The 25854-nt window shown below is 71.9% G+C and carries 26 protein-coding genes; 20 read left to right on the top strand and 6 right to left on the bottom strand.

Annotated features, from left to right (window positions below; all coding sequences use genetic code 11):
- The first annotated feature begins 41 nt into the window (after positions 1 to 41).
- The 15 genes from prfA (at position 42) to nucS (ending at position 13066) form a co-directional block, all read left to right on the top strand.
- Positions 42 to 1130, top strand: coding sequence for a peptide chain release factor 1 (prfA, locus tag FHX71_RS19440; RefSeq protein WP_182619123.1), 1089 nt, complete (start codon positions 42 to 44; stop codon positions 1128 to 1130).
- Positions 1131 to 1202: 72 nt separating this feature from the next.
- Complete coding sequence (locus FHX71_RS19435) at positions 1203 to 2204, top strand: N5-glutamine methyltransferase family protein (protein WP_312877136.1); 1002 nt, start codon at positions 1203 to 1205, stop codon at positions 2202 to 2204.
- 19 nt (positions 2205 to 2223) lie between these two features.
- The gene (locus FHX71_RS19430; protein ID WP_376770164.1) at positions 2224 to 2931 is read left to right on the top strand and encodes an L-threonylcarbamoyladenylate synthase; all 708 of its coding nucleotides are present in this window, start codon (positions 2224 to 2226) and stop codon (positions 2929 to 2931) included.
- Positions 2928 to 4205, top strand: a complete 1278-nt coding sequence (locus tag FHX71_RS19425; protein WP_312877134.1) for an MraY family glycosyltransferase — start codon at positions 2928 to 2930, stop codon at positions 4203 to 4205. Before FHX71_RS19430 ends, FHX71_RS19425 begins: the two co-directional genes overlap by 4 nt.
- Positions 4202 to 4666, top strand: a complete 465-nt coding sequence (locus tag FHX71_RS19420) for a Cg1360 family ATP-synthase-associated protein (RefSeq protein ID WP_182619122.1) — start codon at positions 4202 to 4204, stop codon at positions 4664 to 4666. Before FHX71_RS19425 ends, FHX71_RS19420 begins: the two co-directional genes overlap by 4 nt.
- 190 nt (positions 4667 to 4856) lie before the next feature.
- Positions 4857 to 5696 carry a F0F1 ATP synthase subunit A gene (atpB, locus tag FHX71_RS19415; RefSeq protein ID WP_312877193.1) on the top strand — a complete coding sequence of 280 codons (840 nt, stop codon included), beginning with the start codon at positions 4857 to 4859 and terminating at the stop codon, positions 5694 to 5696.
- Positions 5697 to 5827: 131 nt separating this feature from the next.
- Positions 5828 to 6058, top strand: coding sequence for an ATP synthase F0 subunit C (locus FHX71_RS19410; RefSeq protein WP_182619121.1), 231 nt, complete (start codon positions 5828 to 5830; stop codon positions 6056 to 6058).
- Positions 6058 to 6636 carry a F0F1 ATP synthase subunit B gene (locus FHX71_RS19405; protein ID WP_182619120.1) on the top strand — a complete coding sequence of 193 codons (579 nt, stop codon included), beginning with the start codon at positions 6058 to 6060 and terminating at the stop codon, positions 6634 to 6636. Before FHX71_RS19410 ends, FHX71_RS19405 begins: the two co-directional genes overlap by 1 nt.
- Entirely contained in the window at positions 6636 to 7448 is an 813-nt protein-coding gene (locus FHX71_RS19400) for a F0F1 ATP synthase subunit delta (RefSeq protein WP_182619119.1), read from the top strand. The genes FHX71_RS19405 and FHX71_RS19400 overlap by 1 nt, the downstream gene beginning before the upstream one ends.
- 56 nt (positions 7449 to 7504) lie before the next feature.
- A complete protein-coding gene (gene atpA, locus FHX71_RS19395; RefSeq protein ID WP_182619118.1) occupies positions 7505 to 9133 on the top strand; it encodes a F0F1 ATP synthase subunit alpha in 1629 nt (542 codons plus the stop codon).
- Positions 9134 to 9136: 3 nt separating this feature from the next.
- Positions 9137 to 10033 (top strand): F0F1 ATP synthase subunit gamma, encoded by an 897-nt coding sequence (locus tag FHX71_RS19390; RefSeq protein WP_182619117.1) that lies wholly within the window; start codon positions 9137 to 9139, stop codon positions 10031 to 10033.
- Between the two features lie 55 nt (positions 10034 to 10088).
- Positions 10089 to 11570 carry a F0F1 ATP synthase subunit beta gene (atpD, locus tag FHX71_RS19385; RefSeq protein WP_182619116.1) on the top strand — a complete coding sequence of 494 codons (1482 nt, stop codon included), beginning with the start codon at positions 10089 to 10091 and terminating at the stop codon, positions 11568 to 11570.
- A 104-nt stretch (positions 11571 to 11674) separates the two neighbouring features.
- Entirely contained in the window at positions 11675 to 11935 is a 261-nt protein-coding gene (locus FHX71_RS19380) for a F0F1 ATP synthase subunit epsilon (protein WP_182619115.1), read from the top strand.
- 10 nt (positions 11936 to 11945) lie between these two features.
- Positions 11946 to 12371, top strand: a complete 426-nt coding sequence (locus FHX71_RS19375; RefSeq protein ID WP_182619114.1) for a DUF2550 domain-containing protein — start codon at positions 11946 to 11948, stop codon at positions 12369 to 12371.
- Complete coding sequence (gene nucS, locus FHX71_RS19370) at positions 12371 to 13066, top strand: endonuclease NucS (protein ID WP_182619113.1); 696 nt, start codon at positions 12371 to 12373, stop codon at positions 13064 to 13066. Before FHX71_RS19375 ends, nucS begins: the two co-directional genes overlap by 1 nt.
- Here the strand turns inward: nucS and FHX71_RS19365 are convergent.
- Genes FHX71_RS19365 through FHX71_RS19345 form a run of 5 tightly spaced genes read right to left on the bottom strand, consistent with a single transcriptional unit; the run spans position 13063 to position 19281 of the window.
- Positions 13063 to 15090 (bottom strand): beta-galactosidase, encoded by a 2028-nt coding sequence (locus FHX71_RS19365; protein ID WP_182619112.1) that lies wholly within the window; start codon positions 15088 to 15090, stop codon positions 13063 to 13065. The two genes, nucS and FHX71_RS19365, sit on opposite strands and share 4 nt — an antisense overlap.
- A gap of 51 nt (positions 15091 to 15141) precedes the next feature.
- Entirely contained in the window at positions 15142 to 16098 is a 957-nt protein-coding gene (locus tag FHX71_RS19360; RefSeq protein ID WP_182619111.1) for an aldo/keto reductase, read from the bottom strand.
- On the bottom strand, positions 16095 to 16991 hold the full coding sequence (locus FHX71_RS19355) for a carbohydrate ABC transporter permease (RefSeq protein WP_182619110.1): 897 nt from the start codon (positions 16989 to 16991) through the stop codon (positions 16095 to 16097). The genes FHX71_RS19360 and FHX71_RS19355 overlap by 4 nt, the downstream gene beginning before the upstream one ends.
- The gene (locus FHX71_RS19350; RefSeq protein ID WP_182619109.1) at positions 16991 to 17920 is read right to left on the bottom strand and encodes a carbohydrate ABC transporter permease; all 930 of its coding nucleotides are present in this window, start codon (positions 17918 to 17920) and stop codon (positions 16991 to 16993) included. Before FHX71_RS19350 ends, FHX71_RS19355 begins: the two co-directional genes overlap by 1 nt.
- 53 nt (positions 17921 to 17973) lie before the next feature.
- Positions 17974 to 19281, bottom strand: coding sequence for an ABC transporter substrate-binding protein (locus FHX71_RS19345; RefSeq protein ID WP_246403338.1), 1308 nt, complete (start codon positions 19279 to 19281; stop codon positions 17974 to 17976).
- Between the two features lie 279 nt (positions 19282 to 19560).
- Here FHX71_RS19345 and FHX71_RS19340 point away from each other — a divergent pair, with 279 nt between their 5' ends.
- The 3 genes from FHX71_RS19340 to FHX71_RS19330 all read left to right on the top strand — a co-directional run bounded on the left by FHX71_RS19340 (position 19561) and on the right by FHX71_RS19330 (position 22309).
- A complete protein-coding gene (locus FHX71_RS19340) occupies positions 19561 to 20931 on the top strand; it encodes an N-acetylglucosamine-6-phosphate deacetylase (RefSeq protein WP_182619107.1) in 1371 nt (456 codons plus the stop codon).
- A gap of 24 nt (positions 20932 to 20955) precedes the next feature.
- Positions 20956 to 21576 carry a ribonuclease FAU-1 family protein gene (locus FHX71_RS19335; protein ID WP_220490208.1) on the top strand — a complete coding sequence of 207 codons (621 nt, stop codon included), beginning with the start codon at positions 20956 to 20958 and terminating at the stop codon, positions 21574 to 21576.
- Positions 21577 to 21661: 85 nt separating this feature from the next.
- Positions 21662 to 22309, top strand: a complete 648-nt coding sequence (locus FHX71_RS19330) for a GNAT family N-acetyltransferase (RefSeq protein WP_312877133.1) — start codon at positions 21662 to 21664, stop codon at positions 22307 to 22309.
- Between the two features lie 12 nt (positions 22310 to 22321).
- On the opposite strand, the gene FHX71_RS19325 is transcribed toward FHX71_RS19330, so the two are convergent.
- Positions 22322 to 23344 carry a LacI family DNA-binding transcriptional regulator gene (locus FHX71_RS19325; protein ID WP_182619106.1) on the bottom strand — a complete coding sequence of 341 codons (1023 nt, stop codon included), beginning with the start codon at positions 23342 to 23344 and terminating at the stop codon, positions 22322 to 22324.
- Positions 23345 to 23579: 235 nt separating this feature from the next.
- On the opposite strand from FHX71_RS19325, the gene FHX71_RS19320 reads away from it, so the two are divergent.
- Together FHX71_RS19320 and FHX71_RS19315 are read left to right on the top strand one after the other, a co-directional pair.
- The gene (locus FHX71_RS19320) at positions 23580 to 24884 is read left to right on the top strand and encodes an ABC transporter substrate-binding protein (RefSeq protein WP_182619105.1); all 1305 of its coding nucleotides are present in this window, start codon (positions 23580 to 23582) and stop codon (positions 24882 to 24884) included.
- Positions 24877 to 25854: a carbohydrate ABC transporter permease gene (locus FHX71_RS19315; RefSeq protein WP_246403337.1), complete on the top strand. Its 978-nt coding sequence runs from the start codon at positions 24877 to 24879 to the stop codon at positions 25852 to 25854. Before FHX71_RS19320 ends, FHX71_RS19315 begins: the two co-directional genes overlap by 8 nt.

Below are 25854 nucleotides of genomic sequence, written 5' to 3'. Positions count from 1 at the left end.
TCAACGCCGCTGTATCGACGCCGTTGTACCGAGGAGAGATCGTGACCCAAGCGTTCGCCGCCGTCGGGCCGCTGCTCAGCGAGCACGCCGAGATCGAGACGGCGCTGGCGGACCCCGCCGTGCACGCCGACCCCGGTCGCGCCCGCACGCTGGGCCGCCGCTACGCGGAGCTCAACCAGGTGGTGGGCGCCTACAAGGCGTGGGAGCAGGCGCACGACGACGCCGAGGCCGCCGCCGAGCTCGCGGCCGAGGACGCCTCCTTCGCCGAGGAGCTGCCCGCCCTGCGGGACGTCGAGGCGAGCGCGGAGGAGAAGCTGCGCCGGGTGCTCGTGCCGCGCGACCCCGACGACGGCCGCGACGTGATCCTCGAGATCAAGGCGGGCGAGGGCGGCGAGGAGTCCGCGCTGTTCGCGGGCGACCTGCTGCGCATGTACCTGCGGTACGCGGAGCAGCGCGGCTGGTCCACACAGCTCCTGGAGGCCACGGCCTCCGACCTGGGCGGCTACAAGGACGTGCAGGTCGCTATCAAGGCCAAGAGCGCGCAGGGCCCCGAGGACGGCGTCTGGCACAGCCTCAAGTACGAGGGCGGCGTGCACCGCGTGCAGCGCGTGCCGGTCACCGAGTCGCAGGGCCGCATCCACACGTCGGCGGCGGGCGTGCTCGTCTTCCCCGAGGTCGACGACCCGGGCGAGCTCGAGATCGACCAGAACGACCTGCGCATCGACGTCTACCGGTCCTCCGGCCCGGGCGGGCAGTCCGTGAACACCACCGACTCCGCGGTGCGCATCACCCACGTGCCCACGGGCATCGTCGTCTCGATGCAGAACGAGAAGTCGCAGCTCCAGAACCGGGAGCAGGCCATGCGCGTGCTGCGGGCGCGGCTGCTCGCCGCGCAGCAGGAGGCCGCGGCCGCCGAGTCCGCCGAGCTGCGCCGCTCGCAGGTGCGCACCGTGGACCGGTCCGAGCGCATCCGCACGTACAACTTCCCGGAGAACCGGATCGCCGACCACCGCACGGGCTACAAGGCGTACAACCTCGACCAGGTGCTCGACGGCGACCTGGGTCCCGTGGTGCGCTCCGCGATCGACGCCGACGAGGCGGCCCGGCTCGCCGAGGCCTCCGGTGTCTGAGCCGCGCATCACGCCGGGTCTGGCGGCTTCCGGCGTCGTCGGGCAGGCTTTTGCCGTGGTCGGAGGAGCGCGGTGAGCGCCAAGCTGGTGAAGTGGGCCGAGGGTGAGCTGGCGGACGCCGGGGTCCCGTCGCCCCGGGCCGACGCCGAGGAGCTGCTCGCGCACGCGCTCGGCGTGGACCGGGGCGAGCTGCGGCGGCTGCTCATGCTGGGCCGCGAGGTGCCCGACGACGTCGCACGCGCCTTCGAGGCCCTGGTCGCCCGCCGGGCGGCCCGCGAGCCCCTGCAGCACCTGACCGGCCGCGCCCCGTTCCGGCACCTGGAGCTGGCCGTGGGCCCGGGCGTGTTCGTGCCCCGGCCCGAGACCGAGGAGGTCGCCCAGGTCGCGATCGACGAGGCCGCCAAGGTCGTGGGGGAGCGGGGCGGCGCGGGCGCCGTCGTCGTCGACCTGTGCACCGGCTCGGGCGCCATCGCGCTGGCCGTCGCCACCGAGGTGCCCGGCGCACGGGTGCACGCCGTCGAGCTGGACAAGGACGCGCACGCCTGGGCGGCGCGCAACGTCGACGCCCTGAGCGCGGTCGCGGCCGGCCTGAACCCCTCCGGCACGTCCGGCGGGGCGACCGAGCCCGGCCTCGGCACGGACGCCGGCCCTGGCCCCGCGCCCGAGCGGATCGTCCGGCTCGTCAAGGGCGACGCCCGCACCGCGCTGTACGGCATCGACGGGACGGCCGACGTCGTCGTCTCGAACCCGCCGTACGTGCCGTCGGACGCCGTGCCCGTGGACCCCGAGGTCGCCGAGCACGACCCCGCCGTCGCGCTGTACGGGCTGGGGCCGGACGGGCTGGAGGTGCCGCGCGGCATCACGGACGCGGCGGCGCGGCTGCTGCGCCCCGGCGGGCTGTACGTCATGGAGCACGCGGAGGTGCAGGCCGAGGCGGCCCGCGCGATGGTCGCGGCCGCGCGGGACGCCGAGGGGCGGCCCGTGTTCGGCGAGCCGGAGACGCGCAAGGACCTCACGGGCCGCCCGCGCATGGTCGTCGCGCGCCGCCTGGATTCCCAGGCCCCCGGATCGTGAAAGACTGGTCCGCGTGAGTGTGCCTGTGCAGCCCGTGCTCGACGCCACCGACCCGCAGTCCTGGGGCCCCGCGATCGACGAGGCAGTGAACGCGATCTCCCGTGGCGGCCTCGTGGTCCTGCCCACCGACACCGTGTACGGCATCGCTGCCGACGCGTTCGACGAGGTAGCGGTCGCCGCGCTGCTCGCGGCCAAGGGCCGCGGGCGGCAGATGCCGCCTCCCGTCCTGGTGGGCGAGGTCGCGACCCTCGACGGTCTCGCCACCGACGTGCCCGACGACGCCCGCAAGCTCGTCGAGGCCTTCTGGCCCGGCGGCTTCACCGTCATCCTGCGCGCGCAGCCGTCGCTGCAGTGGGACCTCGGCGACACGGGCGGCACCGTCGCCCTGCGCATGCCGGACCACCCCGCGGCGCTCGCCCTGCTCAAGCGCACCGGCCCGCTGGCCGTGTCCAGCGCGAACAAGTCGGGCAGCCCGGCCGCGCAGGACGTCGAGGACGCGCGCGACCAGCTCGGCGCGTCCGTCGCGGTCTACCTCGACGGCGGGCAGGCGCCCGGCGGCGTCGCCTCGACGATCGTCGACGCGACCGGCCCGGTGCTGCGCATCGTCCGCGAGGGCGCCGTGACGCTGGAGGAGCTGCGCAAGGTCGCGGACGTCGAAGGTCCTCAGGTGTCGCCGGAGGACGACCCGACCGAGCCCCCGGCCCCCGCCGCGGAGGACGACGAGTGAGGGTGTACCTGCTCCTGATGCTCGTGGCCGCGGCGGTCACGTTCCTCACCACGCCCTTCGCCCGGTGGGTGGCCCTGAAGAGCTCCGCGATCTCCGCGGTCCGCGCGCGCGACGTGCACCTGGTGCCGACGCCGCGGCTCGGCGGGCTCGCGATGCTGATCGGCATCGTCGTCTCGGTCCTGCTCGCGTCCCAGATGCCGTTCCTGTCGGGGGTCTTCGAGGACCGCCAGGCGTGGGGCATCGTCGGCGGCGCCGCCATCGTGTGCGCGCTCGGCTGGGCGGACGACAAGTGGGACCTCGACTGGGTCACCAAGCTCGCGGGCCAGGTGCTGGCCGCCGGGTTCATGGCGCTCCAGGGCGTCCAGCTCATCACGCTGCCGATCGCCGGCACGACCATCACGTCGTCGCGCACCTCGCTGGTCATCACGGTCCTGGCCGTGGTGGTCGCGATGAACGCCGTGAACTTCGTGGACGGCCTCGACGGCCTGGCGGCGGGCATCGTCGCCATCGGCGGCGCCGCCTTCTTCCTCTACACCTACGGGCTCACCCAGCAGGCCAACCCGGAGGACTTCGCGTCCCTGGCGTCGCTGATGATGGCGGTCCTCGTGGGCGTGTGCGTGGGCTTCCTGCCCTACAACTTCCATCCGGCGCGCATCTTCATGGGCGACGCCGGGTCCATGCTGATCGGCCTCGTGATGGCCGGCGCGGCGATCACCGTGACCGGCAACGTCCAGCCCGACGTCATGACCGGGTCGCAGGCGCTGCCCGCGTTCATCCCGCTGCTGCTGCCGGTGGCCGTGCTCATGCTGCCGCTGCTGGACATGGGCCTGGCCGTGATCCGCCGGCTCGCCGCCGGCAAGTCGCCCATGGCGCCCGACCGGATGCACCTGCACCACCGCATGCTCGCCCTCGGCCACTCCCACCGCCGCGCCGTCGTGATCCTGTACGTCTGGACCGCGGTGTTCGCGTTCAGCGCCGCGGCGCTCGTGCAGTGGGACTGGGAGATCGTCCTCATCTGGACCACCGTGTTCGTGGTGCTCGCGCTGCTGGCCACGCTGGGCCCGCTGCGCAACCGCGGCCGGTTCCTGGACGACGACGTCGCCCTGTCCGGCCAGACTCCCAAGGTGCCGGCCGCCGTCGGCGCCGCGGCACCGGCGACCGCCGTGGCGCAGAGCGCCGGTGACGGCGCCGCGGACCGGCACGAGACCCACCACGGGACCCACGGCGAGAACCCCGCCGAGGCCCACGTCAAGACCAAGGAGACCGTCGAATGACCGAGCAGGTACCGGATGCCCCCGACGCCCCCCGGGGTGCCGCCGAGCAGGCGGTGCTGCGTGCGGCCCTGCGCGACTGCCTGATCCTCGTGGGCGGTCTCGCCGTCCTGGGGTCGGTGGTCGGGCTGCTGGTCGCCGGCATGCCCGGGGTCTGGGGCGCCCTGATCGGCGCGGCCCTGGCCGCGTTCTTCTGCGCCACGACCGTGTGGTCGATGCTCTACACCGTCGGCAAGGGCACCACGGCGATGGGCGCCGTGGTGATGGGCAGCTGGCTCGCCAAGATGGTGGTGCTGATCGTCGTCCTGGTCGTCATCACGCAGTTCGACTTCTACGACCGGGTCGTCCTGTTCGTGGTGCTGCTGCTGGGCGCCGTCGGCTCCGCGCTGCTCGACTACCGGGCCGTGCGCAACGGGCGCATGCCGTACGTCGAGCCCGAGGCCACGACCGACGTCAAGCCCTGATCGGACCACATGAGCGACCCACGACCTGACGCGGGGTTGCGCAATAAGTCACAAGGGGCCGTGTCATGCGGTTCTACGGCCAGAACCGCATGGGACATAGGTTAGGCTTACGACGAATCCATGACGGCCAGGCCCGACGGCGCGCCCGTTCCGCCACACAGCGGAAACGCGCGCGGGGCCGAATGACCACCTGGGAGTCCTCCTGTCCACGTATGCGACGTCCGTAATCCTCGCCGCCACTGAAGGCCACGAGGGTGAGGGCGGCTTCCACACGCCGTCGATCGCCGACTTCTTCCCGTCGGCCATTCTCTTCGAAGGCACAATCTTCCAGATCGACCGGCTCTGGATCATCCGGATCATCGCCACCATCGTGCTGCTGTCGATCTTCATGATCGCCGCGCGCCGGGCGAAGGTCGTGCCGGGCCGTTTCCAGGCCGGTGTCGAGTACATCCTGGACTTCGTCCGGGTGCAGGTCGGCGAAGAGATCCTGGGCAAGGACAACGCCAAGCGTTTCGTCCCCATGCTCACGACGATCTTCGTCACGATCCTGGCGTTCAACCTCACCGGCATCATCCCGGGCCTGAACCTCGCCGCCACCTCGCGCATCGGCGTGCCGCTGCTGCTCGCCCTGTGGGTGTTCGTCACCTACTGGGCCGTCGGCATCCGCAAGCACGGCCTGGGCGGGTACCTCAAGGCGAACCTCTTCCCGCCCGGGGTCCCGTGGCCGATCTACTTCATCCTGACGCCGATCGAGCTGCTGCAGATCCTGATCATCCGGCCGGGCTCGCTGATGGTCCGACTGGTGGCCAACATGGTCGCCGGCCACATCATGCTGGTGCTCTGCTTCGCCGCCACGCAGTTCTTCCTGATCGACTCTGCGGGCAGCGGGCTGATGGTCTTCGGCGCCCTGACCCTGCCGGCCGGCATCTTCATGACGCTGTTCGAGCTTCTGGTCGCGTTCCTGCAGGCGTACATCTTCGCCCTGCTTGCCGCGGTCTACATCAACATGTCGCTGGAGGAGGAGCACTGACGGTGCTCGCTCCTCCGGGCGGCGCTGCATAGCTTCACCTGGAAAACCCGCGACGGGCGCAGCACGCGCCTTCGCACACCACGCGACGCCGGGCCAAGACCGGTCCGGCGCCCAACGGAAGGAAGACGCAAGTGGACGTCACCACTCTCGCCGCAGTCTCCGGCAACCTGAACGCCATCGGCTACGGCCTCGCGGCGACCGGCCCGGGCATCGGCCTCGGCATCCTCATCGGCAAGACCATCGAGGGCATGGCCCGCCAGCCCGAGGTCGCCGGTCAGCTCCGCGCCACCATGTTCCTGGGTGTCGCCTTCGTCGAGGTGCTCGCGCTCCTCGGTCTCGTCGCCGGCTTCCTCTTCCAGTGATGACGGCGCACTTCAGCGCCGCCCTCGCAGCGGCGCAGACGGACGAGCCGCAGGGCATCGAGCTGTTCCTGCCCGCCGGATACGACGTCCTCTGGTCGGCCGTGGTCCTCGTGATCATCGCCGTGGCGTTCTACAAGTTCATCCTGCCGCCGATGAACAAGATCCTGGACGAGCGCGCCACCCTCATCGAGGGCGGCATCGAGAAGGCCGAGGCCGCGCAGAAGGCGGCCGACGAGGCCTTGGCGAAGCAACAGGAGCTGCTCGCCGAGGCCCGTGCCGAGGCGGCGCAGGTCCGCGAGGAGGCGCGTGCCGAGGGCACCGTCATCGTCAACGACCTCAAGGCCAAGGCGAGCGAGGAGGCGGGGCGCATCACCGAGACGGCGCACCGTCAGATCGAGGCCGAGCGGCAGTCCGCCGTCGTGTCCCTGCGCACCGAGGTCGGCACGCTCGCGACCGAGCTCGCGTCGAAGATCGTCGGCGAGTCCCTCGAGGACTCGGCCCGTCAGTCGCGCGTCGTGGACCGCTTCCTCGACGAGCTCGAGGCGAGCCAGGCCGTGGCAAGCAACAAGGAGGCGTGATGCGGGGATCGAGCGGTGCATCGCTGACTGCGGCGCAGGAGCGCTTCGAGCCGGTGCTGCGCGCCGCGGGTGCGGACGCGCTGACCCTGGGGGAGCAGCTGCTCACCCTGGTGTCGGCGCTCGACGACTCCGCCGCGCTGCGCCGCTCGCTCGCCGACCCCTCCCGCGAGGGTGAGGCCAAGGCGGGCCTGGTGGCCCGCCTGCTGAGCGGCTTCGACGAGCGTGTCGTCGACCTCGTGTCCGGGCTCGCCCGGGCGCGCTGGTCGAGCGACGCCGACCTCCCGGACGCCGTCGAGCGCCTCGGCCTGGACGCCGTCCTGGCTTCGGCCGAGGCGCGCGGCGCGCTGGAGACGGTCGAGGACGAGCTGTTCCGGCTCGGCCGGTCGCTCGTCGGCCAGCGGGAGGCCAAGCAGGTTCTCTCCGACGCCTCGACGGCTCCGGAGCGCCGGGTGGCGCTCGTGGACGCACTGGTCGGTGGCAAGGTCGACACCGTGACCCAGCGCCTGGCGCAGCGCGCGACGTCGTCGCTGCGTGGCCGCCGGTTCGTGCAGACGATCAGCTGGTTCGGCGAGGTCGCGGCGGAGCGCCGCAACCGCCTCGTCGCCGCCGTGACGAGCGCGACGGTGCTCACCCGCGAGCAGCAGGACCGCCTCGGCGCGCTCCTGGAGCGCTCGTACGGGAAGCCTGTGCAGCTGAACGTCACCGTGGACCCCACCGTCGTCGGCGGCCTGCGCATCCAGGTCGGCGCGGACGTCGTCGACTCCACCGTCCTGTCGCGCCTTGCTGACGCTCAGCGTCGTCTGGCCGGCTGAAAACGTGAACAAGAACCTTCCGCCGCGGCTTTCGCGGCCACGACAGGAGAAGAGCAATGGCTGAGCTGACGATCCGGCCGGACGAGGTCCGGGCCGCACTGGACAGCTTCGTGAAGGCCTACGAGCCCCAGGAAGCGGTCACCGAGGAGGTGGGCCGCGTCGCGTACGCCGCGGACGGCATCGCCCGCGTCGAGGGCCTGCCTGGCGTGATGGCCAACGAGCTGCTGCGCTTCGAGGACGGCACCCTCGGCCTCGCGCAGAACCTGGACGTCCGCGAGATCGGTGTGGTCGTCCTGGGCGAGTTCACCGGCATCGAGGAGGGCCAGGAGGTCCGCCGTACCGGTGAGGTGCTCTCGGTCCCCGTGGGCGAGGGCTACCTCGGCCGCGTGGTCGACCCGCTGGGCGTCCCCATCGACGGCCTGGGCGAGATCGCCACCGAGGGCATCCGTGCCCTGGAGCTGCAGGCGCCCGGCGTCATGCAGCGCAAGTCGGTGCACGAGCCGCTGCAGACCGGCATCAAGGCGATCGACTCGATGATCCCGATCGGCCGTGGTCAGCGTCAGCTGATCATCGGCGACCGCCAGACCGGCAAGACGGCGATCGCGATCGACACGATCATCAACCAGAAGGCGAACTGGGAGTCCGGCGACCCCAGCAAGCAGGTGCGCTGCATCTACGTCGCGATCGGTCAGAAGGGCTCGACCATCGCCTCGGTGCGTGGCGCCCTCGAGGAGGCCGGCGCGCTCGAGTACACGACCATCGTCGCGGCTCCGGCGTCCGACCCCGCGGGCTTCAAGTACCTCGCCCCGTACACCGGCTCGGCCATCGGCCAGCACTGGATGTACCAGGGCAAGCACGTGCTCGTCGTCTTCGACGACCTGTCGAAGCAGGCCGAGGCCTACCGTGCCGTGTCGCTGCTGCTGCGCCGTCCGCCGGGCCGCGAGGCCTACCCGGGTGACGTGTTCTACCTGCACTCCCGTCTGCTCGAGCGTTGTGCGAAGCTCTCGGACGAGCTGGGCGCGGGCTCGATGACCGGTCTGCCGATCATCGAGACCAAGGCGAACGACGTCTCGGCGTACATCCCGACCAACGTCATCTCCATCACGGACGGGCAGATCTTCCTGCAGTCCGACCTGTTCAACGCCGACCAGCGTCCCGCCGTGGACGTCGGTATCTCGGTCTCCCGAGTCGGTGGCGACGCGCAGATCAAGGCGATGAAGAAGGTCTCCGGCACGCTGAAGCTGGAGCTGGCGCAGTTCCGCTCGCTCGAGGCGTTCGCGATGTTCGCGTCCGACCTCGACGCGGCGTCCCGCGCGCAGCTGCAGCGCGGCGCCGTCCTGACGGAGCTGCTCAAGCAGCCCCAGTACTCGCCGTACGCGGTCGAGGACCAGGTCGCGGCCGTGTGGGCCGGTACCAAGGGCAAGCTGGACGACGTCGCGGTCGAGGACGTCAAGCGGTTCGAGTCCGAGCTGCTGGACCACCTGCGCCGCAAGACGGACGTGCTCTCGTCGATCCGTGAGAGCGGCAAGCTGGAGCCCGCGACGGAGGAGGCGCTCAGCGCCGCCGTCGAGGACTTCCGCGCCGGCTTCCAGCGGGCCGACGGCACCGCGCTCGTCGGTGGTGAGGTCGAGGGTGGCCCCGTCGACGTCGAGCAGGCACAGGTCGTCGTCAAGAAGAAGGCCTGACCCGTGGCCGGTGGATCCCAGCGCGTCTATAAGGCACGGATCAAGTCGACGCAGTCGCTGAAGAAGATGTTCCGTGCTCAGGAGCTCATCGCCGCGTCCCGCATCGGCAAGGCCCGTGCGCGGACGGCGGCTGCGGCACCCTACGCGCAGGCCATCACCCGTGCGGTCTCGGCGGTCGCCACGCACACCGACATCGACCACCCGCTCACGCGGGAGGTCGACGGCGCCAAGCGCGCCGCGGTGCTCGTCGTGTCGTCGGACCGTGGCATGGCGGGCTCCTACCCGGCGTCGATCGTCCGTGAGGCCGAGCGGCTGACCCAGCAGCTCGCTGCCGAGGGCAAGGAGGTTCTCCTCTACGTCGCCGGTCGTCGGGCGATCTCGTACTACGCGTTCCGCGGCCGCGAGGCCGTCCAGACGTGGACGTACGGCTCGGAGCGGCCGACGGCGGAGGTCGCCGAGGAGATCGGGCAGGCTCTGCTCGAGAAGTTCCTCGCGGACGAGGCCGAGGGCGGCGTGTCGGAGCTGCACGTGGTCTCCACGCAGTTCGTCAACATGGTGACCCAGCGTCCCCGCGTGGTGCGCATGCTGCCCCTGGAGGTCGTCGAGGGCGTGGTGGAGGCGGACGAGCACGAGGTCCTGCCGCTCTACGACTTCGAGCCGTCGCCGGAGGCCGTGCTCGACGCGCTGCTGCCGCGGTACGTGGACCAGCGCATCTACGCGGCCCTGCTCGACGCGGCCGCGTCCGAGCTGGCCGCCCGCCAGCGCGCCATGCACACGGCCACGGACAACGCCGAGGACCTGATCCGCACGTACACCCGACTGGCTAACCAGGCCCGTCAGGCGGACATCACCCAGGAGATCAGCGAGATCGTCTCCGGTGCCGACGCCCTGGCGTCCTGACCAACCAACAGACTCCCCGCCGGAGGACCCTCCGGCCCACCGAAGCGAGGCAACCATGACCGCCACCACCGTGGAATCCACGGTCGAGCACACGAGCGGCCCCGGCACCGGCCGGGTCGCTCGGGTGATCGGCCCCGTCGTGGACATCGAGTTCCCCGAGGACGCGATCCCCGACATCTACAACGCGCTCACCGTCGAGATCGACCTCTCGGGCCAGGGCGAGGACGAGAACACGTTCACGCTGACCCTCGAGGTCGAGCAGCACCTGGGTGACTCCCTGGTGCGCGCCATCGCGCTCAAGCCGACCGACGGCCTGGTCCGCGGCGCCCTGGTCACCGACACCGGCTCGCCCATCAGCGTGCCCGTCGGCGACGTCACCAAGGGCAAGGTCTTCAACGTCACCGGCGAGGTCCTGAACCTCGCCGAGGGCGAGAAGCTCGAGGTCACCGAGCGCTGGCCGATCCACCGCAGGCCCCCGGCCTTCGACCAGCTCGAGTCGAAGACCACGATGTTCGAGACGGGCATCAAGTCCATCGACCTGCTGACCCCGTACGTGCAGGGTGGCAAGATCGGTCTCTTCGGTGGTGCGGGCGTCGGCAAGACGGTCCTCATCCAGGAGATGATCCAGCGTGTGGCCCAGGACCACGGCGGTGTGTCGGTGTTCGCCGGTGTCGGCGAGCGCACCCGTGAGGGCAACGACCTGATCGCCGAGATGGACGAGGCGGGTGTCTTCGACAAGACCGCCCTCGTCTTCGGCCAGATGGACGAGCCGCCGGGCACGCGTCTGCGCGTGGCCCTGTCGGCGCTGACGATGGCGGAGTACTTCCGCGACGTGAAGAAGCAGGACGTGCTGCTCTTCATCGACAACATCTTCCGCTTCACGCAGGCCGGTTCCGAGGTCTCCACGCTGCTCGGCCGTATGCCGTCCGCCGTGGGCTACCAGCCGAACCTGGCCGACGAGATGGGCCTCCTCCAGGAGCGCATCACCTCGACGCGTGGTCACTCCATCACGTCGCTGCAGGCCATCTACGTGCCGGCCGACGACTACACCGACCCGGCCCCGGCCACGACGTTCGCCCACCTGGACGCGACGACCGAGCTCTCCCGAGAGATCGCGTCGAAGGGTCTGTACCCGGCGATCGACCCGCTGACCTCGACGTCGCGCATCCTCGACCCCCGTTACGTGGGCCAGGAGCACTACGACGTGGCGACCGAGGTGAAGTCGATCCTGCAGCGCAACAAGGAGCTGCAGGACATCATCGCTATCCTCGGTGTGGACGAGCTCTCGGAAGAGGACAAGACGGTCGTGGCGCGTGCGCGCCGCATCCAGCAGTTCCTCTCCCAGAACACCTACATGGCCAAGAAGTTCACGGACGTGGAGGGCTCGACGGTCCCGCTGTCCGAGACCATCGAGGCGTTCAAGAAGATCTGCGCCGGCGAGTTCGACCACATCGCCGAGCAGGCCTTCTACAACATCGGTGGCCTCGAGATGCTCGAGGAGAACTGGGCACGGATCCAGAAGGAGTACGGGGCCTGAGGTCTCGTACGTCCCCCCGTGCGTGATGCCGCCCCGCCGGACCCCTTAGACTCGGGCAACCCGGCAGGGGCGGCAGCACGCCCGCTACATCGGAAGGAGCTCTCGTGGCAGAGCTGAGCGTGGACCTCGTGTCCCTGGACCGCAAGGTCTGGAGCGGTGCGGCGACCCAGGTGAGCGCGCCGTCTGCGGACGGCCAGATCGGCATCCTGGCGAACCACACGCCGCTGCTGGCAGTGCTTCGCCCCGGCACCATCAAGGTGGACACGGCGTCGGGACCGGCCGTCGAGGCCCAGGTCACCGGCGGCTTCATGTCCGTCGACAACAACCTCGTCACCCTCGTGGTCGACGAGATCTCCCTGGTCTGAGGGCGAGCGCGTGCCGGGCGTCGTATGGATCGCGATTGCGGTACTCGGGGCGCTCGCGCTCGTGCTCGCGGCCGGGATCTCCCGGCTGCGCACCCTCTCCCGCAGGGTGGGTTCGTTCAACTGCGCGGCCCGGGCGACAGGTAACCCCGAGGGGTCCTGGACGCCGGGCATCGCGCAGTACGCGGTGGGCCGGATCGAGTGGTGGCGGTGCTGGTCGCTGTCACCCCGTCCGGCCCGCACGTGGTACCGGGAGCGGCTCGTCGTGACGAGCCGCACCCCGCTGGACCCGGACGAGCGTGGTCAGGGCGACCACTACCTCGTCCAGTGCCGGTACGACGGGCTCGACTTCGAGCTCGACCTCGCTGCCGGCGACTACTTCGGCCTCGCCTCCTGGCTCGAGGCCGCCCCTCCCGGACGACAGGATCTGGTTCTCTGATGCGGCTGGTCGTGGCAGACTGCTCCGCCCTCTACACGGGCCGCCTGACCGCGATGCTCCCGCAGGCGACGCGGCTGCTCGTGGTCAAGGCCGACGGCAGCGTGCTGATCCACTCGGACGGCGGCTCGTACAAGCCGCTGAACTGGATGAGCCCCCCGTGCACCCTGGCGGTGCGCGAGCCGTCCGAGGAGGCCGCCGAGCGCGGCGTCACCGAGGTCTGGACCGTCCAGCACGCCAAGTCGGACGACCGGCTCGAGGTCGAGCTGTTCACCGTGCACCACGACTCCGCCCACGACCTGGGCATCGACCCGGGCCTCGTGAAGGACGGCGTGGAGGCGCACCTGCAGGAGCTGCTCGCCGAGCAGATCGCGCTGCTGGGCGACGGGCACACCCTGGTGCGCCGCGAGTACCCCACGGCCATCGGCCCGGTGGACATCCTCGCGCGGGACGGCTCGGGCTCCACCGTGGCGGTGGAGATCAAGCGCCGCGGCGACATCGACGGCGTCGAGCAGCTCACGAGGTACCTGGAGCTGCTGAACCGGGACCCGCTGCTGGCCCCGGTGCGCGGCGTCTACGCGGCGCAGGAGATCAAGCCGCAGGCGCGCGTCCTGGCGAAGGACCGCGGTATCGCGACCCTCCTCCTGGACTACGACGCGATGCGCGGCGTCGACGACCCGACCACGCGCCTCTTCTAGGCCGGGGTCACCGACCAGGTCGCGCCCGGCGCCTCCCGGACGACGGCGTAGCCGCCCGGCGCGATGACGATGCCGTCCTCGGCCGGTCCGTCGGACACGAGGTCGTGTCCCGCCCCGGCCACCCGCAGCGGCCGCTCGCCGTGGTGGAGCAGGAAGAGGTAGGTGGCCTCGGCGCCGCGCCGGCGCACCGCCTCCAGCCCGGTGCCGACCGCCTCGGGCACCACGGCCCGCACGGCGCGCTCGGCGAGCACCGTGGCGACGAACGCGTCCCACGACTCCTGGACCAGCCCCGCCGAGACATACACGGCGGCCCCGTCCCCGACGGTGCGGCGGGTGACCGCGGGGGAGCCGGCGAGGGGCCCCTCCGTGTAGTGCGCCACGACCTTCGCGCCGGTCGCCTCCATCCGCTCGGTCCACTGGCCGACCACGGACCCGTCGCTCAGCTCCTGGGTGTCCCCGGGCGCGAGCGGCAGGTGCTCGGTGACCCGGACGCCCAGCAGGTCGCGCAGGCGCCCGGGGTAGCCGCCCGGGACCACGCGCTCGTGCTCGTCCGCCACACCCGTGAACCGCCCGACGACCAGGTGCCCGCCGTCCTCGACGTACCGGGTCAGCCAGGCCACCATGGCGTCGTCCAGCGCCATGAGGGTCGGCACGAACAGCACGCGGTACCGCGCGACGTCGGCCCCGGACCGCACGAAGTCGACGGCCACCCCGGCGCGCCAGAGGGCGCGGTGCGTCGCCCGGGCCTCGGTCGCGTAGTCGAGGTCGTCGTTCGGCAGGTGCGGCGTCTCCAGCGACCACCAGCCGGCGGCGTCCCAGAGCACGGCGACGTCGGCCGCCACGACCGGTCCCTCGGCGGGCGGCGCGGCCACCTCCTGGAGGCGGTCGAGGAGCGTGCCCAGCTCGACGACGCCCTCGTACGTGCGGCTCTCCGGGCCGGAGTGCGGCACCATCGCGCTGTGCCAGGTCTCGGAGCCACCGGCCGACGCGCGCCACTGGAAGAACAGCGCGCCCTGGGAGCCCCGGGCCACGTACCCGAGCGAGTTGCGGATCATCCGGTCGGGGTCCTTGAAGGCCTGCCGGCGGCCGTCGCGGATGCCGGCGGCGCTCTGCTCCATGAGCAGCCACGGCCCCTCGCCCCAGGACCGGGTCAGGTCGGCGCCGTACGCGACGTGCGCCTCGCCGTCGGGGCCGGGCGTGTCGAGGTAGTGGTCCACCGAGACGAGGTCCAGCTCGTCGCTCCACTCCCACTGGTCCAGGTGGTTCCAGGTGGGCAGCATGAAGTTGGTCGTGACCGGCGCGGACGAGCCGGTCGCGCGGATCTCGTCGCGCTGCTCGGTGTACGCGGCGAGCATCTCGGCGGAGCAGAACCGCTTGAAGTCCACGACCTGCGCCGGGTTGTGCAGGTACTGCGTGGCGCGGGGCGGCACGATCTCGTCCCAGTCGTCGTACCGCTGGGACCAGAACGCCGTGTACCAGGCGTCGTTCAGCGCGGCCAGGGAGCCGTACCGTGCTCGCAGCCAGCGCCGGAAGGCGGCCGCGGCGTGCGGGCCGTGGTCGACCGTGCCGTACTCGTTGTGCACGTGCCAGCCGCGCAGGCGCGGGTGGCTGCCGTACCGCTCGGCGAGGAACCGGGCGACGCGCCGCGCCGCCTCCCGGTAGGCGGGAGCGCTGATTGCGTACGTGTCGCGCGACCCGTGCCAGAGCTGCGTGCCGTCGGGGCGCACCGGCAGCGCGTCGGGGTGCGCCTTGGTGAACCACGGGGGCGGGGACGCGGTGGGCGTCGCCAGGAAGAAGCCGATCTCCTGGGCGTCAAGCAGCGCGACGACGTCGTCCAGCCAGCCCGGCTCGAACTCGCCCTCGCGGGGCTCCAGGGCGGCCCACGAGAAGACGCCGATGGTCACCGTGTTGACACCCGCCCGGCGCATGAGCGCCATGTCCTCGTCCCAGACGTCGCGGGGCCACTGCTCGGGGTTGTAGTCGCCGCCGAAGAGCAGGCGCGCGGGTGCGAAGGGGGCAGTCATGGTTCGTCCTCGGGTCGGCGGTGCGGTCTGTACGGGTGGGGCGGGGGCGGGCTAGCGCCCGAGCTCGCCGGCCCAGTGGGCGGGGTCGGGCAGCGCGGCGTCGAGGTCCGGCCAGACGTCGTCGGGCACCGGGATGGCCGCCCAGGCCGTGACCTGCGCGAGCTGGGCCGTGCTCGACACGCCGACGATGGTCGCCGCGACCCGCGGGTCGCGGACGCTCGCCCGCACGGCGAGGGCGCCCACGGGGACACCGGCGGCGCGGGCGATCTCGCGGATGCGCAGGACGGCGTCCCGCTGGGCGGCGTCGGCGTCGCGGTAGTGGTAGCTGCGCACCGGCCCGTCGTCGTCGGCGAGCGCACCCCCGCCGAACGGGGCGGCGTTCAGCACGCCGATCCCGCGCTCGGCGCAGTCCTCCAGCAGGGTCTCTGCCGACCGGTCCAGGAGCGTGAGCCGGTTGTGGGTCACCACGGCCTCGAACTCGCCGGTGCGGACGTACCGCCGCAGGAGGCCGATCGGCCCGCCGGCGACGCCGAGGTGCTCGATCGTGCCGGCGTCGCGCAGGTCGAGCAGCGCCCGGACGGGGCCGTCCGGGGCCATGGCGTCGTCGAACGAGATGCGCTCCGGGTCGTGCAGGTGCACCAGCGGGAGGCGGTCGAGGCGCAGGCGTTCGAGGGACTCGGCGACGGACGCCCGGACCCGGTCGCCCGAGAAGTCGGCGGAGCCGGGCAAGGGGTCGGCCTTGGTGAGCACCTGGACGTCGGCCAGGCCGTCGAGCGCCGAGCCGATGCGCGCCTCGGCGTCGCCGTACTCGTTGCTCGTGTCCCAGGTGCGCCAGCCTGCCGCGGCCGCCGCGCGGAGCACCTCGGCCGCGGTGGGCTCGTCGACCTTGCGGCCGAGGCCGGCTGTCCCGAGCACCAGGGCGGGCACGCGCAGCCCGGTCGTCCCCAGCGCGCGGTCGGTGATCCCGGGCACCGGGCCGGACGCCGGGTCGCTCGCTGTGCCGCTCATCCCTTGAGCCCGCCGCTGATCAGGTCGAGGCGCCAGTAGCGCTGGAGCACGAGCATCATCACGACGAGCGGGATGATCGCCACGGCCGAGCCGATGATCGCCAGCGTGTAGAGCGACGGCGTGCCGGAACCCTTGGACAGCAGCGTGTAGAGGCCCACGGTCAGGGGGTATATCCGCTCGTCCGACAGCATGATGAACGGCAGCAGGAAGTTGTTCCAGATGCCCACGAACTGCAGGAGGAAGACCGTCACCATGCCCGGGATCATCATGGGCAGGGCCACCGAGACGAAGACGCGCGCGTCGTTCGCGCCGTCGATCCGCGCCGCCTCGATGGTCTCCGTCGGCACCGCGGACCCGGCGTAGACGCGGGCGAGGAAGATGCCGAAGGGCGAGATGAGGCACGGCAGCAGCACCGACCAGTAGGTGCCGGCCAGGCCGATCTTCGACATCAGCAGGTACTGCGGGATGGCGAGCGTGATGCCCGGCAGCAGCACGCCGCCGAGGATCGCGTAGAACGCGACCTGCCGTCCCGGGAACTCGTACTTCGCCAGCGCGTAGCCGGCCATGGTCGAGACCAGGGTGCACGCGGCGGCGCCGACCCCGGCGAACAGGAGGCTGTTCAGGGCCCACTGCGCGTACTGGCCGTCGCCGTAGGCGAACAGGTCGCCCAGGTTGTCGAGCAGCCCGGTGCCCGGCAGGAACGTGAAGGTCGAGAACAGCTCCGAGCTGGACTTGGTCGAGGCGACCAGCACCCAGACCACGGGCACGAGGCAGTACAGCGCGCCGAGGACGAGCGCGACGGTCGGCAGCACGGCCGCGCGGGGGCGGGGTCGCCGGCGCTCGGCGACCAGCGGCCGGGTGCTGACGGGACGGGGTGCGGTGGCGGTGCTCATCAGGACTCTCCGAACGAACGCTTCTGCGTCACGCGCAGCAGGACGAGCGACACGACGAGCGTGCCGAGGGCGAGGGCGACCGAGGAGGCGGCGGCCAGCGACAGGTCGTCCCGGGTGAAGGCGTCGCGGTAGATCAGCATGAGCGGCACCCAGGTCTGGGAGATCTCGCTGGTCATCGGGCGCAGCGTGGTGGGCTCGCCGTACACCTGGAGGGTGCCGATGAGGGCGAACAGGCCGGTGAGCACCAGGGCGGGCCCGACGAGCGGGATCTTGATGCGGAAGGCGATGTCCCACTCGCTGGCGCCGTCGAGCCGCGCCGCCTCGTACACGTCCGCCGGGATACCCCGCAGGGACGTGTACAGGATGATCATGTTGAAGCCGACCCCGCCCCAGATCGCGATGTTCGCGATCGCGGGGAAGAGCATCGGGCCGTGCAGCGCGTCGATGCCCGGCAGGCCGACCCGTTCGAGGATCCAGTTGCCCGGGCTCGTCGACGGCAGGTAGAGGAAGCCCCACAGGAGCGTCGCCACCACGCCCGGCACCGCGTACGGGATGAAGATCGCGGTCCGGCTGAACCGGGCGCCCCGCACGCGCGGCAGGTCGAGCAGCAGCGCGAAGGTCAGCGCGAGCCCCAGCGTGAGGGGCACCGCGATGACGCCGTAGATCGCGAGCCGGCCGAACCCCGCGAGGAGCTCGGGGTCGGCGAACGCCGCGACGTAGTTGTCCAGTCCCACCCAGGTCTCCTGGCGGACGCCGAACGGCCCGCCGCCCGTCACCCGCATGCCGCGGAAGCTCAGCCACACGGCGTAGCAGATCGGGATCGCGAGGAACGCGACGAACAGCACCGCCGCGGGCAGGAGGAAGAGGACCGGGGCACCCCAGCGCCGGCGCGCGGGGCGGCGCGCGGGCGTCTCGGTGGCAACGCTCATGTGGGCTACTCCTTTGCAGCCCCGTGGCCGGCGGTGCCCGCCGGCCACGGGAGTCACTTCTGGGTGACCTCGAAGCCCGTGGTGGTCATGTCGTCGACCACCTCGGCCTCGGTCTCGGTCAGGGCGTCACGCAGGGGGGTGCCGTTCGTGACGGCCGCCGACATCGCGTCCTGGAAGGCGCTCGAGGCGACGTTCACGTTGGGGCCCCAGCTGATCTCCGGGATGGTGTCCTTGGTGATCTCGGCCGCGACCTGCCAGTAGTCGTCCTGCTCCGGCGTCAGCAGGGGCGCGTCGCTCTCCAGCGTGAGCTCCTGCCCGGCCAGCGACGCGGGGTACTGCCCCTGCTCGATCTGGGCGGCGGACGCCTCGTCGGCGGTGCCCATCCACCGCGCGAACTCGGCGGCGGCCTCGGCGTGCTCCGTGGACGTCGTGACGACGACGGCGGAACCGCCCTGGAACGCGACGGCGGGGTCGCCCTCGGTCCACTGGGGCATCGGTGCCATCGCCCAGTCGCCGGCGCTCTCCTCGGCCACGCCGTAGAGGACTCCCGCGGCCCAGAGGCCCGCGGGCCACGAGAGCACCTCGCCCTTGTTGACCTTGGCGTTCCACTCGGGGGTCAGCAGCGGCTCGGCCAGCACCAGGTCCCGGTCGATCAGGTCCTGCCAGTAGTCGGCGACGGCCACGGACGCGTCGTCGTCGAAGTCCACGGTCCACGCGTCGCCGTCGACCGACCACCACTCGGCGCCGGCCTGCTGCGCCAGCCCGGCGAAGCCGCCGAACTCGGCCGGGGCGAAGGTGGTGATGTACGAGTCGGGGTCCGCCTCGTGGACCTTCTCCGCCGCGTCGGCGAACTCGTCCCACGTGGTCGGCACGTCGATGCCGAGCTCGTCGAACTTCGCCTTGTTGTACGTGAGGGCCTGGGGGCCGGCGTCCTGCGGCACGCCGTACGTGGCGCCGTCGAAGGTGACCTGGCTCCACACGCCGGGGGCGAACTCGGCGTCCAGCCCGTCGACGTTCCCGGAGATGTCGGCGGCCACGCCGGCCACGATCATGGCCGGGAGGGTGTTGTACTCGACGATCGCGACGTCGGGCGCGTTGCCGCCGCGCGTCGCGGTGACCAGCTTGGCGGAGGAGTCCGTGCCGCCGCCGGCGTCGGTCCGCTTGACCTGGATGTCGGGGTGCGCGGCGTTCCAGGCGTCGACCATGGGCTCCTGCGCGGTACCCCAGGCCCAGTAGTCGAGGGTGATGGGGCCGTCGTCGGCGGCGTCGGAACCGCCGGAGGCAGCGCCCGAGGAGCAGGCGGCGAGAGTGAGGGCGAGGGCCGAGACCGTCGCCACGAGCGGGATAGTCCTACGCATCATGCACATCTTCCTTGACGTGTTCGGTGAACCCCTCGCCGTCTCTGGCGAAGCGCTTCGATGATGGGCGTCATCATTCACAGACGGGAGACGGCCTGTCAAGGGTTGTTAAAACCGGTCACCCGCAGGGCGGGTTTGTTCGGGGTCCATCCACGTACATCTATTGGAGGGGCAATCAGTCGAAGCGGTTCGCCGTCTCGCGGGGCTTTCGTGCGTCTCGTACGGGTCTGGCGCCGCCCCGATCCCGCCGGACGCGGGCGCGAGCGCTGGCAGGATGTCCGCATGAGTGACGTGGTTGTGGTGCGCGGTCGTGTGGTGCTCGGCTCCTCGGTGGTGGACGACGGCGTCGTCGTCGCCTCGGGCGGACGCGTCGCCTTCTCCGGCTCGGTGGCCGACGCCGTGGCGGCCGGCCACGGCCCCGCCCTGGAGCGGGCGCTGGAGCAGGCTCCGGACCAGGCCCCGGACCGGGCGCGGCCCGCGCCCGGGACGCTCGTGCTGCCGGGGCTCGTCGACCTGCACAACCACGGCGGGGGCGGCGCGTCGTTCCCCGACGTGACCTCGGCCGGCGAGGCGCTCGCGGGCGTCCTGGAGCACCGCGCCCACGGCACCACCACCCTGCTCGCGTCGTTGGTGACGGCCCAGCCCGAGGTGCTGCTGGCGCGCGCCGCGGTGCTGGCCGAGCTCGCCGAGGCCGGGGAGATCGAGGGCCTGCACGCCGAGGGGCCGTTCCTCTCGTACCGCCGCCGAGGCGCCCACAACCCGGCTGACCTGCAGGAAGGCAGCGTCGAGCTGGTGCGTGACCTGGCCGCGGCCGCCCGCGGGTACCTGCGCACCATGACGATCGCCCCGGAGGTGCCGGGCGTGACCGGCCCCGGCGGCGTCGCCGAGGCGCTGGTCGCGGCGGGCGTGCTGCCCTCGCTGGGGCACACCGACGGCAGCACCGAGCAGGCCGAGGCGCTCATCGAGCAGGTCACCTCGGCGCTGCGGGCGCGGGCAGGCGGCGGGGCCGCGGGACCTGGGGCCGCGGGGCGCCCGGCGGGCACCCCGGCCCCGGCCGGGCCGATGACGGCGACGCACCTGTTCAACGGCATGCGCCCGCTGCACCACCGGCAGCCCGGCCCCATCGCGGCGTGCCTGGCGGCGGCGGCCCGCGGCGACATGGTCGTCGAGCTCGTGGGCGACGGCGTCCACCTGGACCCGGCGACCGTGCGCTCGGTGTTCGACATGGTCGGCGCGGACCAGGTGCTGCTGGTGACCGACGCGATGGCGGCGGCCGGCATGGCCGACGGCCGGTACGACCTGGGCCCGATGTCGGTGGAGGTGCGCCACGGCGTCGCGCGCATCGCCACCCCCGTGTCAGACCCACAGGTCACCGGGGGGACCTCTGCGTCTGACACGGGGGAGGGGGAGGGACCGATCGCGGGCGGCACGGCCCACCTGGTCGACGTCGTCCGCTGCGCCGTCGAGGGCGGCGTCCCCCTGGTCGACGCCGTCCGCTCCGCGACGGCGGTGCCCGCCCGGGTGCTGGGGCTCACCGGCGAGGTCGGCACCCTGGAGCCCGGCGCCCGCGCCGACGTGCTGGTCACCGACGCGAACCTGCGCCCCCTGCGGGTGCTGCGCCACGGTGTTGACGTCGATGTCGCCGGGGCGTAACTCGCCGCTGTTAGCGTTCCGGCCATGACGCCTCCCGTTTTCGAGCCCGGCCAGACGGTGGTCCGCCGCGAGATCATGCGGGGCGAGCCGTGGATCGCCATCCCCCAGGTCTGCGTGCAGGACGACGGCGACCTCCTGGTGACCTACACGCCCGGCGGCACCCCGATGGTGTATCCGGGGTCGGGGGTGTTCCCGGTGGGGGAGCACCCGTGGAAGGCCGCCGGGAGCAGGCGCTGGCGCGGCCACGGGCGCCTCGAGCTGCACTGGGCCGGGGTGGAGCACTCGCTCTTCCTGTTCTGGGACGGCCCGCAGCGCACCTTCCAGGGCTGGTACTTCAACCTGGAGGACGCGCCGCGCCGCACGCCGATGGGCTTCGACACCCTCGACCACGAGCTGGACGTCTGGTGGGCGGCGGACGCCGAGACCTACGAGTTCAAGGACGTCGTCGAGTTCGAGGAGACCGGCCCGGACCGGTACCCGGGCCGGATGGAGCAGATCCGCGCCGAGGGCGCCCGGATCGCCCGCCTCCTCGACGCGGGCGAGCTCTGGTGGGACAAGGCGTGGGCCGACTGGACGCCCGACACCTCGTGGGAGCCCCGCGACGTGCCGGCCGGCTGGGAGAGCGTGGCGTTCGAGACGCGCTGACCGAGATCTGCGGCAGGGCGGAATCTGTCGTCGATACCGGCTGATTTCCGGTGGCATCTCGGTTCGTGGGCGCTACGGTCGGACCGTGCCCCCTTCCGTGCCGTCCGACTCGGCCCCCAGCCCCGCCGCACCGATGTCCGCCCCCGGCTCCGCCGCCCGGTCCGGCGCGCCCTCGCGCGGGTACCGGGTCGACCCCGGCTGGCCGGTGGTCACCCCGCGGCTCGCGCTCCGCCCGGTCGCCCCGGACGACGCCGAGGCGTTCTTCGCCTGGCGCTCGCTGCCCGACGTCGTGCGGTTCATGTACCAGCCGCCGTGGGACCAGGAGACGGCGAAGGTGAAGCTCCGCACCTGGTCGAGCGCCCCGTTCGAGGAGGCCGGCGACGTGCTGGTGCTCGCCGTCGAGGCCGACGGCGACGTCATCGGCGAGACCATGCTCAAGTGGGCGGCCGGCCCCCGGCAGGCCGAGGTCGGCTACGCCCTGCACCCCGACGTCGCGGGCCACGGCCTGGCGACGGAGGCCGTCCGCGCCACGCTGCGCCTGGCCTTCGGGTCGTACGGCTTCCACCGCGTGTACGCGCGCATCGACGAGGAGAACCTGCCCTCGGTGCGGGTGGCCCAGCGGCTGGGCATGCGCCAGGAGGCGCGCCTGGTCGAGAGCGACGTGCGCGACGGCGCCTGGTCCACCGAGCTGGTCTTCGCCCTGCTCGACCGCGAGCACGCGGACCGCGACTAGCCGGTCGCGCCCTCAGTCGGCGGTGGCGACGGCGGCCGGGCCGGGCGCCGAGCTCTCGCGCTCGGTCAGCACGGGCGCCAGCAGGCGGGTCTCGGACGGCTGCTCGGACTCCAGGCGCGCCATCACCATGTCCACGGCCACCTTGCCGATGTCCTCGGCGGGCAGGTCGATGCTGGTCATCGGGATGCGCTGGGAGAGCGCGACGTCGGTGGGGCAGACGGCGACCACCGCGATGTCGGTGCCCACCACCAGCCCGCGCTCCGCGAGCCGGGACAGCACGTGGGGGAGGGCGCCCTCGTTGTGCACCACGATGCCCGTGGTCTCGGGGGCCGTGGTCAGCAGCAGGTCCACGGCGGCCGAGGCGCCCGCCGGCGTGGAGTCGCAGGCCTCCACCGTGGCCGTCACGCCCGACGCGCGGGCCTGGTCGCGCAGGCCGCGCATCATCCGCTCGGCGTAGGACGTGTGCCGCCGCAGCACCTCGGGCGGTGAGCCGATGAGCGCGACGTCGGTGTGGCCCGACTGCGCGAGGTGCCGCACGGCGAGCCGGCCCGCGCCCTCGAAGTCGAGGTCCACGCAGCTGAGCCCCTCCGGGTCCTGCGGCAGGCCGATGAGCACGGTGGGCTGCTTGGCGGCGGCCACCAGGGGCACGCGCGGGTCGTCCGCCTCGATGTCCATCATGACCAGGGCGTCCACCATCGAGCCGCCGGTCACCCGGTCGAGGCCGCTCACGTCGTCCTGCGTCAGCAGCAGCACGTCGTGGTCGAAGTCCCGCGCCCGCGTGACGACGCCCGCGACGAACTGCATGATGACGGGCACGTTCACGCCCACGCGCAGCGGTGCCATCAGCGCGATCACGTTGGTGCGCGCCGAGGCCAGCGCCCGCGCGCCGGCATGGGGGCGGTAGCCGAGCTTCTCGATCGCGCGCTCGACCCGCGCCCGGGTGGGCGCGGAGATGGGCCGCTTGCCCGACAGGACGTAGGACACGGTCGAGGTCGAGACCCCCGCCGCCCGCGCGACGTCGTCGATCGTAGCCACAGTGCTCCATTCGAGTCGGAACCGGTCATCTGCCCCGGGAGAGTGTGCCTGATCCCGGCGCAGGTGGTGCGCGGTGCCGGCACACCAGTGTGCCGCATGCCGGGGAAGCGCTTCGACAGAAGACTAGCCCCATGGTCTAGAAATGCTACTGGACAGTTGTCAGAGCTTGGGGCTAGCGTGTTGAAACGCTTCGACGATCCGGACGCAGGAGTCCGGGCGCGACCAAGGAGATGCAATGAGGCACAAGCGGACGATCGCGGCCGTGGCCGCAGCGGTGGCCGGCGCGATGGCCCTGGCCGGCTGCACCGGCCAGAGCGCTGCCGGCGGCGACACCGACGACAGCACGCTCACCATCTGGCACTACGAGAACGACGACTCGGCGATGGGCAAGGCCTGGGCCAAGGCCATCGAGATCTTCGAGGAGGAGAACCCGGACGTCACGGTGGACGTCGAGAAGCAGACGTTCGAGCAGATCCAGAAGAACGCCAAGATCGTGCTCACGGGCGACGACGTGCCCGACGTCATGGAGTTCAACAAGGGCAACGCGACCGCGGGCCAGCTCGCGGCGCAGGGCCTGCTCACCCCGCTGACCGACGCCGCCGCCGAGCGCGGCTGGGACGAGAAGCTGTCCGGCTCGCTCGCCACCACGGCCACCTACGACGAGCAGGGCCTCATGGGCTCCGGCGAGTGGTACGGGGTGCCGAACTACGGCGAGTTCGTCGGCGTCTACTACAACAAGGAGATGCTGGCCGACCTCGGGCTGGAGGTGCCGACCACCCTCGACGAGTTCGAGGACGTGCTGGCCGCCTTCAAGGACGAGGGCGTCACGCCGCTCGCCGAGGCCGGCGCCGAGTACCCGCTCGGCCAGCTCTGGTACGAGCTCGTGCTCGCCTACGGCGACCGCGCCCTGGTGGACGACTACCAGCTCTTCGCGAACGACGTCGACTTCCACAACGACGCGATGACGCAGGCCACCGAGAAGCTCGACGAGTGGATCGAGAAGGGCTACATCGCCTCCGACTCCGCCGCCCTGACCGCCGAGGACATGGGCGTCTCGTTCATCGACGGCACGTACCCGATCATGGTCAGCGGCTCGTGGTGGTTCGGCCGTCTCGCCACCGAGATGCAGGCCGACTGGGGCCAGTTCAACTTCCCGGGCAACACGCTGCACACCGGCTCGTCGGGCAACCTCTGGGTGGTCCCCGCGAACGCCGACTCCCCGAGCCTGGCCGAGGAGTTCATCGACATCACCCTGCGCCCCGAGGTGCAGGACGTGCTGGCCACCGAGGGCGGCCTGCCCGTCGCGGGCGACCCCTCCGTGATCGAGGACGAGCGCACGCGCGAGCTCACCGAGAACTTCCAGGCGATCCTCGACGAGGACGGTCTGGCCTACTACCCCGACTGGCCCGTGGCCGGCTACTACGACGTGATCGTCAGCGAGCTCCAGTCCCTGGTGAACCGGTCCAAGACGCCGTCCGAGGTGCTGGACGGGCTGCAGGGCTCGTACGACGAGGGCAAGGCCGACCTGCTCGATGGCTGACACCGCCCTGACCGAACGGCGCTCGCGGGCGGACACCCGCCCGCGAGCACCGCGCGGAACGCGCCGTCGTCGGGCCCCGTGGGTGGGGTACCTGCCCTACCTGCTGCCCGGCGCGGTCGCGTTCGTCGTGGTGATCGGGTACCCGCTGGTCACCAACGTGTACTTCAGCCTGTTCAAGTGGCGCGGCGGCATGGCGCCGCTGCGCTGGAACGGGCTGGGCAACTACGTGGACCTGCTGGGCGACGACAAGTTCTGGACGTCGTTCGGCAACTCGCTGGCGATGATCGTCGCGATGGTGCTGGTGCCCACGCTGCTGGGCCTGGTGCTCGCGGCGGTGCTGTTCGACTACCTCGGACGGCGCTTCGGCGAGCGGGTGTCCTCCGTGCTGCGGGCCACGTACTACCTGCCGCAGATCCTGCCCGTCGCGGTGGCGGGCGTGCTGTGGAACTGGATCCTGAACTCCCAGACCGGTGCGCTCAACGTGATCCTGCGCGGGATCGGCGTCGAGACGCCGCCCAACTGGCTCGGTGACCCGAGCACGGCCCTGCCCTCGGTGATGCTCGTGCTGATCTGGGTGCAGATGGGCTACCCCGTGGTCATCTTCATGGCGGCCCTGCAGCGCGTGGACCCGGAGCTCTACGAGGCGGCGGAGCTCGACGGCGCCGGCTGGTGGGACAGGTTCCGCGCCATCACGGTGCCGCAGATCCGCCCCGAGACCTTCGTGGTGACGCTGACCTGCACGGTCGCGGCCCTGAAGGTGTTCGGGCCCATCTACGTGCTGACGCGCGGCGGGCCCGAGAGCTCGACCCTGGTGCCGAGCTACTACTCGTACCTGAACTTCTTCGACAAGTCCCAGGTCGGCTACGGGTCGGCCATCGCGACGGTGCTCACGCTCGTGATCGTCGTCGTGGCGCTGGTGATCCTCGGCCTGCAGAACCGGGCCGAACGACGTGAGAGGGAGGGGGTCTGA

It is taken from the genome of Promicromonospora sukumoe (genome assembly GCF_014137995.1).
Lineage (GTDB): Bacteria > Actinomycetota > Actinomycetes > Actinomycetales > Cellulomonadaceae > Promicromonospora > Promicromonospora sukumoe.
This window is presented reverse-complemented; position numbering and strand designations above follow the sequence as displayed.